Raw genomic sequence first — 12,940 nt, 5'->3', positions numbered from 1 at the left:
AAGTCCCGCGCTGGCCATACAGGATCAATATGGCTCACGCATCTCAGATAAAAATCCCTGCCACCTACATGCGCGGCGGCACCAGCAAAGGCGTGTTCTTCAGCCTCAAGGATTTGCCCGAAGCGGCGCAGATGCCAGGCACCGCCCGCGATGCCTTGTTGCTGCGCGTGATCGGCAGCCCCGATCCGTACGAGAAGCAAATCGACGGCATGGGCGGCGCGACGTCCAGCACCAGCAAAACCGTGATCCTGTCGAAAAGCATCAAGGCCGATCACGACGTCGATTACCTGTTCGGTCAGGTCGCCATCGACAAGCCCTTCGTCGACTGGAGCGGCAACTGCGGCAACCTGTCGGCGGCGGTCGGTTCGTTCGCCGTCAGCAATGGCCTGGTGGATGCCAGCCGCATTCCGCACAACGGTGTGGCGGTGGTGCGCGTGTGGCAGGCCAACATCGGCAAGACCATCATCGCTCATGTGCCGATCACCAATGGCGAGGTGCAGGAAACCGGTGATTTCGAACTCGACGGCGTGACCTTTCCGGCCGCCGAAGTGCAGCTCGAATTCATGGATCCGGCGGCGGAAGAAGAGGGCGGCGGTGGCTCGATGTTCCCCACCGGCAATCTGGTGGACGACCTTGAAGTGCCGGGCGTCGGCACGCTTAAGGCAACCCTGATCAACGCTGGTATCCCGACCATATTCATCAACGCCGAAGACATCGGCTACACCGGCACCGAGTTGCAGGGCGCGATCAACAGTGACCTGGAGGCGTTGGCAATGTTCGAAACCATCCGCGCTTACGGTGCGCTGCGCATGGGGCTGATTGAACACCTGGATGAAGCCGCCAAGCGCCAGCACACGCCGAAGGTCGCGTTCGTCGCCAAGCCGGCGGATTACATCGCGTCCAGCGGCAAGAAAATCGCAGCCACCGACATCGACCTGCTGGTGCGCGCGCTGTCCATGGGCAAGCTGCACCACGCCATGATGGGCACGGCCGCGGTGGCGATCGGCACGGCGGCAGCGATTTCCGGCACGCTGGTCAATCTGGCGGCGGGCGGCATCGAACGCAACGCCGTGCGCTTCGGTCATCCGTCCGGCACCTTGCGCGTGGGCGCCGAGGCCGCTCAGGTCAACGGTGAGTGGACGGTGAAAAAAGCCATCATGAGCCGCAGTGCGCGGGTGTTGATGGAAGGATATGTCCGTGTGCCGGGGGATTGTTTCTAACCTCAATCCAGGCATACACAAATCCCTGCGGGAGCGCTGCTCCCACAGGTGATGCATTTCCAAAACAAGAGTGTTGTACCGACTGAGACTACCCTGAACCGAGGTCCCATCAACGAACCACTTCAAGAGTGAATCGAACATGAGCGCCAACGTCGACCTGAACACCCGCCCCGACTACGACACGGTTCTGCAGGACATCGCCGACTACGTCCTCAATTTCAACATCCAGTCGCCCGAGGCGCTTGATACTGCCCGCAATTGCCTGATGGACACCCTTGGCTGCGGCTTACTGGCGCTGCGTTTCCCCGAATGCACCAAACACCTGGGCCCTATCGTCGAAGGCACTGTCGTTCCCTGCGGCGCCCGCGTGCCCGGCACCAGCTATCGTCTCGACCCGGTCAAGGCCGCTTGGGACATCGGTTGCATCGTCCGCTGGCTCGATTACAACGACACCTGGCTCGCCGCCGAATGGGGCCATCCGTCCGATAACCTCGGCGGTATTCTCGCGGTGGCCGACCACCTGTCGCAAAAGCGCCTGGCCAATGGCGACGCCCCGTTGACCATTCGCGCTGTGCTGGAAGCCATGATCATGGCGCACGAGATTCAAGGCGTGATCGCCCTGGAAAATTCGTTCAACCGCGTCGGTCTCGATCACGTGATTCTGGTGAAAGTCGCCTCGACCGCCGTCACTGCCAAACTCATGGGCGCCAATCGCGAGCAACTGCTGTCGGCATTGTCCCATGCCTTTGCCGACGGCCAGGCGCTGCGCACTTACCGGCATGCGCCGAACGCCGGATCGCGTAAATCCTGGGCGGCCGGAGATGCGACCAGTCGGGGCGTGCGTCTGGCGGACATTGCGATGCGTGGTGAGATGGGCATCCCCGGCGTACTGACCGCCAAGCAATGGGGTTTCTACGATGTACTGTTCAGCCACACCAACAACGACCTGGGGCTCAAGCCTGAAGGCAAGCGCGCTTTCAGTTTTTCCCGGCCGTTCGGCAGCTATGTGATGGAAAACGTGCTGTTCAAGATCAGCTTTCCCGCCGAGTTCCACGCGCAAACGGCCTGCGAAGCAGCCGTCACCCTGCATCCATTGGTCAGGAATCGCCTGCATGAAATCGACAGGATCGTTATCACCACCCACGAATCGGCGATCCGCATCATCTCCAAGGTCGGCCCGCTGGCCAACGCCGCGGACCGCGATCACTGCCTCCAGTACATGACCGCCGTGCCTCTGGTATTCGGCAATCTGGTAGCTGAGCAGTACGAAGACGACTTCCACGCCGCGCACCCGATTATCGATGTGCTACGCGACAAGATGGTCATTGTCGAAGACCCGTGTTTCACCCGCGAATACCTGGAACCGGACAAACGCTCCATCGCCAATGCGCTGCAGGTGTTCTTCAAGGATGGTTCCAGCACCGATAACGTGGTGGTGGAGTACCCGATTGGTCATCGCCGGCGCCGTGCTGATGGCATTCCGTTGCTGGAAGAAAAATTCAAGGCCAATCTGGCAACACGTTTCACTGCTCAGCGAAGCGCCGGGATCCTTGCGCTGTGCAAGGACCCGGCAGCACTTGAGGCGACGCCGGTGAACCGGTTTGTGGATTTGTTTGTGATCTAGCTGGCCGCGTTATCGTTCTTCGCGGGCAAGCCTGGCTCCTACAGGTCACGTGATTCACACCGAACCCTGTAGGAGCAAGGCTTGCCCGCGAAGGCGGTGGAGCAGGCGCCGGGAAGCTACTTGAACCGCCGCTCCACACCTTTTTCCACCAGAATCTTCGCCGAAATCTCTTCCACGGAGAAATGCGTTGAATTGATGTGGGGAATGTTCTCGCGTCGGAACAGATTCTCCACCTCGCGCACTTCGAATTCGCACTGCGCGTAGCTCGAATAGCGGCTGTTGGGCTTGCGTTCGTTGCGGATTGCGGTGAGGCGGTCCGGATCGATGGTCAGGCCGAACAGCTTGTGCTGGTGGGCGCGCAGGGCGGTCGGCAGTTGCAGACGCTCCATGTCGTCTTCGGTCAGCGGATAGTTGGCTGCGCGGATGCCGAATTGCATGGCCATGTACAAACACGTCGGTGTTTTGCCGCATCGCGACACGCCTACTAGTATCAGGTCAGCTTTGTCGTAATAGTGCGTGCGGGCGCCATCGTCATTGTCGAGGGCGAAGTTCACCGCCTCGATGCGCTCCATGTAATTGGAGTTATGGCCGATGGAGTGGGATTTGCCGACGGTGTAGGAAGAATGCTCGGTCAGCTCCTGTTCAAGGGGCGCCAGGAAGGTCGAGAAAATGTCGATCATGAAACCATTCGACGTTGCGAGAATCTCACGAATGTCCTGATTGACAATGGTGTCGAAAATAATCGGACGAAAACCATCGTTTTCGGCGGCTTTGTTGATTTGTTGTACCATGGCCCGCGCTTTATCTACGTCGTCGATATACGGTCGTATGATTTTGCTGAAGGTAATGTTTTCGAACTGCGCCAGCAGGCTTTGGCCGAGGGTTTCGGCGGTAATGCCGGTGCCATCGGAGATAAAGAAAGCAGATCGTTTCATTTGCACCTTGGGCCTTAAGCTAGTGACGATTCTTGGATATAGTAGGCGCGATTTGTCGGCCACCGATGGCCCGCATTCTCACTTATTTTCCAGGTCCAGGCCATACAGCCGGCAAAGGCTCCCCCGAGTCGCCGGCTTCTGAGCTTTTCCAACACAGTTAGTGGAGAGATCACCTTGGTAGAGTACGTAGTTTCCCTCGATAAGCTCGGCGTCCATGATGTAGAGCATGTGGGGGGCAAGAACGCATCCCTGGGCGAGATGATCAGTAACCTTGCAGGCGCCGGTGTATCGGTGCCAGGTGGCTTTGCCACGACAGCTCAGGCTTATCGTGATTTTCTGGAACTGAGCGGCCTGAACGATCAGATCCACGCCGCCCTCGACGCCCTGGACGTCGATGATGTAAACGCCTTGGCCAAGACCGGCGCCCAGATCCGTCAATGGATCATGGAAGCCGAGTTCCCCGAGAAGCTCAACGCCGAGATCCGCACCGCGTTCGCCACGCTGTCGGCCGGCAACCCTGACATGGCCGTGGCCGTGCGCTCTTCCGCTACCGCCGAAGACCTGCCGGACGCTTCCTTCGCCGGTCAGCAGGAAACCTTCCTGAACATCCGTGGTGTCGAAAACGTCATTCGCGCCGCCAAAGAGGTGTTCGCTTCACTGTTCAACGATCGCGCCATTTCCTACCGCGTCCACCAGGGCTTCGACCACAAGCTGGTGGCCCTGTCGGCTGGCGTGCAGCGCATGGTCCGCTCCGAGACCGGCACTGCCGGCGTAATGTTCACCCTCGATACCGAATCGGGCTTCCGTGACGTGGTGTTCATCACCGGCGCCTACGGCCTGGGTGAAACCGTCGTACAAGGCGCGGTGAACCCGGATGAGTTCTACGTCCACAAAGGCACGCTGGAAGCCGGCCGCCCGGCCATCCTGCGTCGCAACCTGGGCAGCAAAGCCATCAAGATGATCTACGGCGACGAAGCCAAGGCCGGTCGTTCGGTCAAGACCGTCGATGTCGACAAGGCTGATCGCGCTCGTTTCTGCCTGACCGACGCCGAAGTCAGCGAACTGGCCAAGCAGGCGATGATCATCGAGAAGCACTACAAGTGCCCGATGGACATCGAATGGGCCAAAGACGGCGACGACGGCAAGCTCTACATCGTGCAGGCCCGTCCGGAAACCGTGAAGAGCCGCACCCAGGCCAACGTCATGGAACGTTACCTGTTGAAAGAAACCGGCACTGTGCTGGTGGAAGGTCGCGCCATCGGCCAGCGCATCGGCGCCGGCAAGGTGCGGATCATCAAGGACGTGTCCGAGATGGACAAAGTCCAGCCGGGCGACGTGCTGGTTTCCGACATGACCGACCCGGACTGGGAACCGGTCATGAAGCGCGCCAGCGCCATCGTCACCAACCGTGGCGGCCGTACCTGCCACGCGGCGATCATCGCTCGCGAGCTGGGCATCCCGGCCGTGGTCGGTTGCGGCAACGCCACCCAGCTGTTGAAAGACGGCCAGGGCGTGACCGTTTCCTGCGCTGAAGGCGACACCGGTTACATCTTCGAAGGCGAACTGGGCTTCGACATCAAGAAAAACTCCGTGGATGCCATGCCGGAGCTGCCGTTCAAGATCATGATGAACGTCGGCAACCCGGACCGCGCCTTCGACTTCGCGCAACTGCCGAACGCCGGTGTGGGCCTGGCCCGTCTGGAATTCATCATCAACCGCATGATCGGCGTGCACCCCAAGGCGCTGTTGAACTACGGCGGCCTGCCGCAGGAAATCAAGGACAGCGTCGACAAGCGCATTGCCGGTTACAACGACCCGGTCGGCTTCTATGTCGACAAACTGGTCGAAGGCATCAGCACCCTGGCGGCAGCGTTCTGGCCGAAAAAGGTCATCGTGCGTCTGTCGGACTTCAAGTCCAACGAATACGCGAACCTGATCGGCGGCAAACTCTACGAGCCGGAAGAAGAAAACCCGATGCTGGGCTTCCGTGGCGCTTCGCGTTACATCAGCGAATCGTTCCGTGACTGCTTCGAGCTCGAGTGCCGCGCCCTCAAGCGCGTGCGTAACGAGATGGGCCTGACCAACGTTGAGATCATGGTGCCGTTCGTCCGTACCCTGGGCGAAGCGAGCCAGGTGGTCGATCTGCTGGCTGAAAACGGTCTGGCCCGTGGCGACAACGGTCTGCGCGTGATCATGATGTGCGAACTGCCGTCCAACGCGATCCTGGCTGAAGAATTCCTCGAGTTCTTCGACGGTTTCTCCATCGGCTCCAACGACCTGACCCAGCTCACACTGGGCCTGGACCGTGACTCCGGGATCATCGCGCACCTGTTCGACGAGCGTAACCCTGCAGTCAAGAAACTGCTGGCCAACGCCATTGCCGCGTGCAACAAGGCCGGCAAGTACATCGGCATCTGCGGTCAGGGCCCTTCGGACCACCCGGACCTGGCCAAGTGGCTGATGGAGCAGGGCATCGAAAGCGTTTCGCTGAACCCCGATTCCGTACTGGAAACCTGGTTCTTCCTGGCTGAAGGTCAGGCTTCGGCTTGATGGTGTGAGTGAAAGGGCCGATCTGTGATCGGCCCTTTCAGAGATTCAAGTAGGGCGGGCTCCTCTGGATGCCGCCCTTTTTTGTGCAAGAGCATATGCAAAGTAGCAGCAACCTATTTCCTGTCGCCCTGATCAGCGCCGAGCGGCGCGGCGATCTGAGCGAAGACGTCTATCGTTTGAAACCCGGCAACAGCCCCGACGGCACCGTTGAGCTGGCTGTGACACGCCTGGGCCTGGCCGATGAGCCGGCGGTGCGTGGCGTGCCGGTGATTCTGCTGCACGGCAGCTTTTCCAATCGGCGGTTCTGGTTTTCTCCCAAAGGTTTGGGCCTGGGCGCTTACCTGACGCGTCTGGGATTCGATGTGTGGATTCCGGAAATGCGCGGTCACGGCCTGTCTCAGCGCAACCAGAACTATCGCCAGAACAGCGTCGCCGACTATGCGCGTTACGATTTGCCGGCCATTGGCGCGTTCGTGCGCGAGCAAAGCGGCCAGATCCCGCACTGGATCGGCCATTCGCTGGGCGGCATTACCCTCGCCGCGGCGTTGGGCGGCCAGTACCTGGGCGAGCCCGCCGTGGCTTCTGCGGCGTTTTTCGGCACGCAAGTCAGCCGTACTTACTGGCCGTTGAAGTTTCCACCAGTGGAGTGGAGCGGGCGCTTCATTCTCAAGCGTTTTGCCCAACTGTCGGGCTCACGGCTCAAACGCGGCCCGGAGGACGAGCCGATAGGCCTGGCCCTGGAAAGCATGCGTTGGTACGGGCTGTTCGGCCGCTTCGGCGATGCCGACAAAGACTGGTGGGCGGGGTTGGCCGAGGTGCAATTGCCGGTGCTGGCCGTGAGTGCCGCGGGCGATCATCAGGACCCGACCTGGGCCTGCCATAAGCTGTTCGATCAAGTCGGCTCCGAGCACAAGCAGTTCATCACCCTTGGCCGCGAGCACGGCTTTGGCGATAATTTCGGTCACGTGGAAATGCTGGTCAGCAAGGCTGCACAGGCTGAAGTCTGGCCGTTGGTAGCGCGCTGGCTGGCGGATCAACAGACGCCTTTACTGGGTGAAAAGCCGGATTTGGCCACAGCGATTTGAGCCTGATGCTCTAACAAGGGCATTTCTCTCTGGTCGGCTTGCGGCTAATATGTGACGCATTGAGTGGTTCTGGTCACTTTGAGTGACTGATGCGGTCGCTGGGTTCGTGCGAGCGGAGCGATTTGCAACCGTCCAGCCTTGGCCCGAGTATGCTGCATACTCGATTGTCTTCCTTGTTACAGGAGTTTCTCGATGAATCATTACCTCACGCCTGACCTGTGCGACGCCTATCCGGAGCTGGTGCAGGTGCTGGAACCGATGTTCAGCAATTTCGGCGGCCGTGATTCTTTCGGCGGCGAAATCGTGACCATCAAATGTTTCGAAGACAACTCGCGGGTCAAGGAGCAAGTCGAGCTCAAGGGCAACGGCAAGGTGCTGGTGGTCGACGGTGGCGGTTCCCTGCGCCGCGCGCTGTTGGGCGACATGCTGGCCGAGAAAGCCGCGAACAACGGTTGGGAAGGGCTGGTGATCTACGGTTGCATCCGCGACGTCGACGTCATCGCGCAAACTGATCTGGGGGTTCAGGCCCTGGCCAGTCACCCGATGAAAACCGACAGGCGCGGTGTTGGCGATCTCAACGTTGCCGTGACCTTCGCGGGCGTGACCTTTCACCCGGGCCACTACGTTTATGCGGACAACAACGGCGTGATCGTCTCGCCAAGCCCGCTGAAAATGCCTGAATAAGCGCTGCTGGCTTTTTGTTTCAAGAATAGGGGTGAGGATGTTCGAGGAAGAAAACGCGCAGTGGGGGCTGGTGCATGCCCTGGTGCTGGACGGTAAAGGCGGTGCGCGTTCGATAGCCCGGACTGAACTCGATGACTTGCAGCTGCAGGCCCATGAAAGCCTGTGGCTGCACTGGGATCGCAGTCACCCGCAAACCCAGACCTGGCTGCGCAAATCCAGCGGGCTGAGTGAATTTAGTTGCGATTTGTTGCTGGAAGAGAACACCCGACCGCGTCTTTTACCGCTGCCGGACTCTGAACTGCTGCTGTTTTTGCGTGGGGTCAACTTGAACCCGGGCGCGGAGCCGGAAGACATGGTCTCGGTGCGGATCTTCGGTTCGGCCCAACGGGTGATTTCCCTGCGTCTGCGACCGTTGCGCGCCACCGATGAGCTGCTGGTGCAACTGGCCGAGGGCAAGGGGCCTAGAACAGCTTCCGAACTGATCCTCTATATGGCGCAATACCTGACCAACAAGGTGCAGGATCTGGTCGCTTGCCTCTCCGAGGTGGTCGATGAGGAGGAAGAAAAGCTCGATGCCGACGAACGGTATACTCCCGAACATGGCGCCATTTTGCACATCCGCCGCAGAGCCGCTGGACTGAAGCGTTTTCTGGCGCCGCAGCGGGATATTTTCGGTCAGCTGACGCGGATAAAACTGCCGTGGTTCTGCGAAGACGATGGCGATTACTGGAACGAATTGAACAACAGCCTGACCCGGTATCTCGAGGAACTGGAGTTGACCCGGGAGCGCGTGGGGCTGGTCCTGGAGGCTGAAGACCGGCGTTTGAGCGTGCGCATGAACCGCACGATGTACCGCTTCGGGATCATCACCGGGATCTTTTTGCCGATGAGTTTTCTGACCGGTCTTTTGGGCATCAACGTCGGCGGTATTCCGTTCTCTGCCAGCCCCTACGGCTTCCTGATCGCCTGCCTGTTGATGATCTTGGTAGCGCTGGGGCAGTGGTGGTTATTCCGACGTTTGCGCTGGGTCTGACGATGAGCCATGTGACCCGACCAAATTTAACCGCGTCTTTGACAGACATCACGAGAGGTGCGTATGCACGATCCGTTTGAACAGTCTTTGCGTGACATGCTCAAAGCATCGCCGTCCAGCCGTGACGACGATGCCTGTCTGGGGCGTGTACTGAAAACCGCCAACCGCCAGGTCGGTGCCGGTGATCTGTTCAGCCTGCTGGGCCGTTGGCTGCCCGCGCTGATGATTGCCCTGAATAACGGATCGGCCCATGTCGCGCCGGTTTCTCGTCTGCGTAAACCTACCGCTCGCACTGCTGATAAGGCTGATTGAATATGGAACTTGATCTCTGGACTCAGAGCCTCGTCACTGCAATGACTGCGTTGTGGACCAAAGTTGCGAACTTCATTCCGAACCTGTTTGGCGCACTGGTTGTGCTGCTGCTGGGTTTTGTCGTGGCCAAGCTGCTGGACACGCTGCTCTCAAAATTGCTCGCCAAATTGGGCCTTGATCGCCTGATGGGCGGCACCGGACTGACCAAATTGCTGTCCCGCGCCGGCCTCCAGGTGCCTATTTCGACGCTGATCGGCAAAATTGTTTACTGGTTCGTCCTGCTGATTTTTCTCGTTTCTGCCGCAGAATCCCTTGGACTTGAACGAGTTTCGGCTACGCTGGACATGCTGGCGTTGTATGTTCCGAAAGTATTCGGCGCGGCGCTGGTGCTGCTGGTAGGTGTCTTGCTGGCGCAACTGGCCAATGGGTTGGTGCGTGGCGCGGCAGAAGGCGTAGGGCTGGATTACGCCGCGGGACTGGGGCGGATTGCCCAGGGCCTGGTGATCATCATCAGTATTTCGGTTGCGATCAGCCAGTTGGAGGTCAAGACAGACCTGCTCAACCACGTGATTGTGATCGTCTTGATTACCGTTGGTCTGGCGGTTGCGCTGGCCATGGGGTTGGGAAGCCGGGAAATTGCTGGTCAGATTCTTGCGGGAATCTATGTGCGTGAGTTGTATCAGGTTGGGCAACAAGTGCGTGTTGGCGAGGTCGAAGGGCAGATCGAAGAGATCGGCACGGTGAAAACCACGGTGCTGACCGACGAGGGTGAGCTAGTCTCTCTCTCGAATCGGATTCTCCTGGAGCAGCATGTGAGTAGCCGCTAACCCGGCAAATCCTGCTAATGTATGCCGCCGCAAATTGCCCTGAAGGGCAGCGGCGGACATTGACCTGACTGTCGGCCCGACTTGTTTTGAATAAAGCTCAATCGCTCTCCACGCGCTACGACCCCCGCGAGCTCTCTGATGAGGAGTTGGTCGCGCGCTCGCACTCCGAGCTGTTTCACGTAACGCGCGCCTATGAAGAACTGATGCGGCGTTACCAGCGAACATTATTTAACGTTTGTGCACGGTATCTGGGGAACGATCGTGATGCAGACGATGTCTGTCAGGAAGTGATGTTGAAGGTGCTGTACGGCCTGAAGAACTTCGAGGGCAAATCGAAGTTCAAAACGTGGCTCTACAGCATTACGTACAACGAGTGCATCACACAGTATCGGAAGGAACGGCGTAAGCGTCGCTTGATGGACGCTTTGAGTCTGGACCCCCTCGAGGAAGCGTCTGAAGAAAAGGCGCCGAAACCCGAGGAGAAGGGCGGACTTGATCGCTGGCTGGTGTATGTGAACCCGATTGACCGTGAAATTCTGGTGCTACGTTTTGTCGCAGAGCTGGAGTTTCAGGAGATCGCAGACATCATGCACATGGGTTTGAGTGCAACAAAAATGCGGTACAAACGCGCTCTAGACAAATTGCGTGAGAAATTTGCAGGCATTGCCGAAACTTAGTTTGGCGCAAATATCTCTTACGTGTAGGCAAGTTCTGATAGACTTGCCGCCGAGTTGTCCCCCGGTTTGCGGGACTGCTTCACAATCACCAGATGGGGATTTAACGGATGAAACTGAAAAACACCTTGGGCTTGGCCATTGGTTCTCTTATTGCCGCTACTTCGTTCGGCGCGCTGGCACAAGGCCAAGGCGCAGTTGAAATCGAAGGCTTCGCCAAGAAAGAACAGTACGACAGCGATCGTAACTTCAAGAACAACGGCAACCTGTTCGGCGGCTCGGTTGGTTACTTCCTGACCGACGACGTAGAACTGCGTCTGGCCTACGACGAAGTGCACAACGTACGTGCAGATGATGGTCGCAACGTAAAGGGCGCTGATACCGCTCTGGACGCTCTGTACCACTTCAACAACCCAGGCGACATGATCCGTCCATACGTTTCTGCCGGTTTCTCGGACCAGAGCATTGGCCAGAACGGTTCGGGTCGTAACCGCTCCACTTTCGCCAACGTTGGCGGCGGTGCCAAGCTGTACTTCACTGAAAACTTCTACGCCCGTGCTGGCGTTGAAGCTCAGTACAACATCGACCAGGGCGACACCGAGTGGGCTCCTAGCGTCGGTATCGGTGTGAACTTCGGTGGCGGCTCCAAGCCTGCTGCTGCTCCAGTTCCAGCACCGGCTGAAGTTTGCTCCGACAGCGACAACGATGGCGTTTGCGACAACGTTGACAAGTGCCCAGACACCCCAGCCAACGTAACTGTTGACGCTGATGGCTGCCCAGCAGTTGCTGAAGTTGTTCGTGTTGAGCTGGACGTGAAATTCGACTTCAACAAGTCGGTAGTCAAGCCTAACAGCTACGGCGACATCAAAAACCTGGCTGACTTCATGAAGCAGTACCCATCCACCACTACTGTTGTTGAAGGTCACACTGACTCCGTCGGTCCTGACGCTTACAACCAGAAACTGTCCGAGCGTCGTGCAAACGCCGTTAAGCAAGTTCTGACCAACCAGTACGGTGTTTCGCCGTCCCGCGTTCAGTCTGTTGGCTACGGCGAATCCCGCCCAGTTGCTGACAACGCCACTGAAGCTGGTCGCGCTGTAAACCGTCGCGTAGAAGCGAAGGTTGAAGCAGCAGCTAAGTAATTAGCTCGCAGCTCAAGAAAAGCCCGGCTTAGGCCGGGCTTTTCTTTGTCTGCGATTTGGTGAAGTGGGGGCGATAGGTAGGGTTCAGGCTGATTGATCGGCCGTCATCGCGGGCAACCCACGCTCCCACAGAGATGAAGTTGCACAGGCTGCCACGGCACCGATCACCAGGATCGCCGGGCTTTTCAACTGAAAGCTGAGGGCATCCTCTTCCATCGCTGTCAGGTCACTCCGACATTCCCGTTGGTACGGCAGCGAAGCGTTTTCAATCATTGCCACCGGTGTATCCGCTGCCATACCTCCGGCCAGCAGTTGCTCACGAATCTCGCTCAGTTTTGCGACACCCATGTAGATCACCAACGTGGTGCCGCCTTGAGCCAGGGCCTGCCAGTTCAGGCTACTGTCATCCTGAGTGTGGGCCGTGACCAGTGTCACGCCACGTGCTACGCCCCGCAGCGTCAGCGGAATATCGCATTGGGTCGCGCCGGCAAGGCCAGCGGTGATGCCATTGACCAGCTCAACCTTGACGCCACGTTCACGCAACCACTGCGCCTCTTCACCACCGCGCCCGAAGATGCACGGATCGCCACCCTTGAGCCGCACCACGCATTTGCCGTGGCGGGTATAACGCAGCATCAGGCGATGAATGAAGGCTTGAGGCGTGGAGCGACAGCCACCGCGCTTGCCCACAGGAATAATCCGGGCATTCGAGCAATGCTCCAACACCGCAGGATTGACCAGATCGTCGATCAACACCACGTCCGCTTCGCGCAACGCGCGAACCGCCTTGAGGGTCAGCAATTCCGGATCGCCGGGACCCGCACCCACCAGCCAGACTTTTGCGTTCATAGTGT

Annotated in this window: 12 protein-coding genes; 10 read left to right on the top strand and 2 right to left on the bottom strand. The window is 58.8% G+C overall.

Annotated elements, in window-relative coordinates; all coding sequences use genetic code 11:
* Positions 1-29: 29 nt before the first annotated feature.
* Positions 30-1,220, top strand: coding sequence for a 2-methylaconitate cis-trans isomerase PrpF (gene prpF / locus AC1RL4_RS07825; RefSeq protein WP_019579747.1), 1,191 nt, complete (start codon positions 30-32; stop codon positions 1,218-1,220).
* Positions 1,221-1,359: 139 nt separating this feature from the next.
* A complete protein-coding gene (gene prpD, locus AC1RL4_RS07820; protein ID WP_230174192.1) occupies positions 1,360-2,844 on the top strand; it encodes a 2-methylcitrate dehydratase in 1,485 nt (494 codons plus the stop codon).
* A gap of 116 nt (positions 2,845-2,960) precedes the next feature.
* Here the strand turns inward: prpD and ppsR are convergent, their stop codons facing one another.
* Positions 2,961-3,779: a posphoenolpyruvate synthetase regulatory kinase/phosphorylase PpsR gene (gene ppsR, locus AC1RL4_RS07815; RefSeq protein ID WP_007940629.1), complete on the bottom strand. Its 819-nt coding sequence runs from the start codon at positions 3,777-3,779 to the stop codon at positions 2,961-2,963.
* Between the two features lie 174 nt (positions 3,780-3,953).
* Between ppsR and ppsA the strand changes: the two genes are divergently transcribed.
* From ppsA to AC1RL4_RS07775, 8 genes are all read left to right on the top strand, one after another.
* The gene (ppsA, locus tag AC1RL4_RS07810) at positions 3,954-6,329 is read left to right on the top strand and encodes a phosphoenolpyruvate synthase (RefSeq protein WP_019579749.1); all 2,376 of its coding nucleotides are present in this window, start codon (positions 3,954-3,956) and stop codon (positions 6,327-6,329) included.
* 95 nt (positions 6,330-6,424) lie between these two features.
* Positions 6,425-7,414 carry an alpha/beta fold hydrolase gene (locus AC1RL4_RS07805; RefSeq protein ID WP_019579750.1) on the top strand — a complete coding sequence of 330 codons (990 nt, stop codon included), beginning with the start codon at positions 6,425-6,427 and terminating at the stop codon, positions 7,412-7,414.
* 192 nt (positions 7,415-7,606) lie between these two features.
* Complete coding sequence (gene rraA, locus AC1RL4_RS07800) at positions 7,607-8,098, top strand: ribonuclease E activity regulator RraA (protein ID WP_019579751.1); 492 nt, start codon at positions 7,607-7,609, stop codon at positions 8,096-8,098.
* Positions 8,099-8,135: 37 nt separating this feature from the next.
* Entirely contained in the window at positions 8,136-9,131 is a 996-nt protein-coding gene (locus AC1RL4_RS07795) for a zinc transporter ZntB (RefSeq protein ID WP_019579752.1), read from the top strand.
* A 63-nt stretch (positions 9,132-9,194) separates the two neighbouring features.
* Positions 9,195-9,443 (top strand): hypothetical protein, encoded by a 249-nt coding sequence (locus AC1RL4_RS07790; protein WP_007940635.1) that lies wholly within the window; start codon positions 9,195-9,197, stop codon positions 9,441-9,443.
* Between the two features lie 2 nt (positions 9,444-9,445).
* Positions 9,446-10,270, top strand: coding sequence for a mechanosensitive ion channel family protein (locus tag AC1RL4_RS07785; protein ID WP_007940637.1), 825 nt, complete (start codon positions 9,446-9,448; stop codon positions 10,268-10,270).
* 86 nt (positions 10,271-10,356) lie between these two features.
* A complete protein-coding gene (gene sigX, locus AC1RL4_RS07780) occupies positions 10,357-10,947 on the top strand; it encodes an RNA polymerase sigma factor SigX (RefSeq protein WP_026331741.1) in 591 nt (196 codons plus the stop codon).
* A 107-nt stretch (positions 10,948-11,054) separates the two neighbouring features.
* The gene (locus tag AC1RL4_RS07775) at positions 11,055-12,086 is read left to right on the top strand and encodes an OmpA family protein (RefSeq protein ID WP_019579753.1); all 1,032 of its coding nucleotides are present in this window, start codon (positions 11,055-11,057) and stop codon (positions 12,084-12,086) included.
* Positions 12,087-12,170: 84 nt separating this feature from the next.
* On the opposite strand, the gene cobA is transcribed toward AC1RL4_RS07775, so the two are convergent.
* A complete protein-coding gene (cobA, locus tag AC1RL4_RS07770; protein ID WP_019579754.1) occupies positions 12,171-12,935 on the bottom strand; it encodes a uroporphyrinogen-III C-methyltransferase in 765 nt (254 codons plus the stop codon).
* Positions 12,936-12,940 lie beyond the last annotated feature (5 nt).

The organism is Pseudomonas sp. GW822-FHT07A10 (assembly GCF_058798795.1).
The sequence above is the reverse complement of the archived record's forward strand: the minus strand, read 5'-3'. Positions and strand labels throughout refer to the sequence as shown.

Excerpts from the sequence above, each read along its gene's own strand:
- prpF (WP_019579747.1), top strand. The coding sequence starts at position 30 with ATGGCTCACGCATCTCAGATAAAAATCCCTGCCACCTACATGCGCGGC.
- prpD (WP_230174192.1), top strand. The coding sequence starts at position 1,360 with ATGAGCGCCAACGTCGACCTGAACACCCGCCCCGACTACGACACGGTT.
- ppsR (WP_007940629.1), bottom strand. The coding sequence starts at position 3,779 with ATGAAACGATCTGCTTTCTTTATCTCCGATGGCACCGGCATTACCGCC.
- AC1RL4_RS07805 (WP_019579750.1), top strand. The coding sequence starts at position 6,425 with ATGCAAAGTAGCAGCAACCTATTTCCTGTCGCCCTGATCAGCGCCGAG.
- rraA (WP_019579751.1), top strand. The coding sequence starts at position 7,607 with ATGAATCATTACCTCACGCCTGACCTGTGCGACGCCTATCCGGAGCTG.
- AC1RL4_RS07795 (WP_019579752.1), top strand. The coding sequence starts at position 8,136 with ATGTTCGAGGAAGAAAACGCGCAGTGGGGGCTGGTGCATGCCCTGGTG.
- AC1RL4_RS07790 (WP_007940635.1), top strand. The coding sequence starts at position 9,195 with ATGCACGATCCGTTTGAACAGTCTTTGCGTGACATGCTCAAAGCATCG.
- AC1RL4_RS07785 (WP_007940637.1), top strand. The coding sequence starts at position 9,446 with ATGGAACTTGATCTCTGGACTCAGAGCCTCGTCACTGCAATGACTGCG.
- AC1RL4_RS07775 (WP_019579753.1), top strand. The coding sequence starts at position 11,055 with ATGAAACTGAAAAACACCTTGGGCTTGGCCATTGGTTCTCTTATTGCC.
- cobA (WP_019579754.1), bottom strand. The coding sequence starts at position 12,935 with ATGAACGCAAAAGTCTGGCTGGTGGGTGCGGGTCCCGGCGATCCGGAA.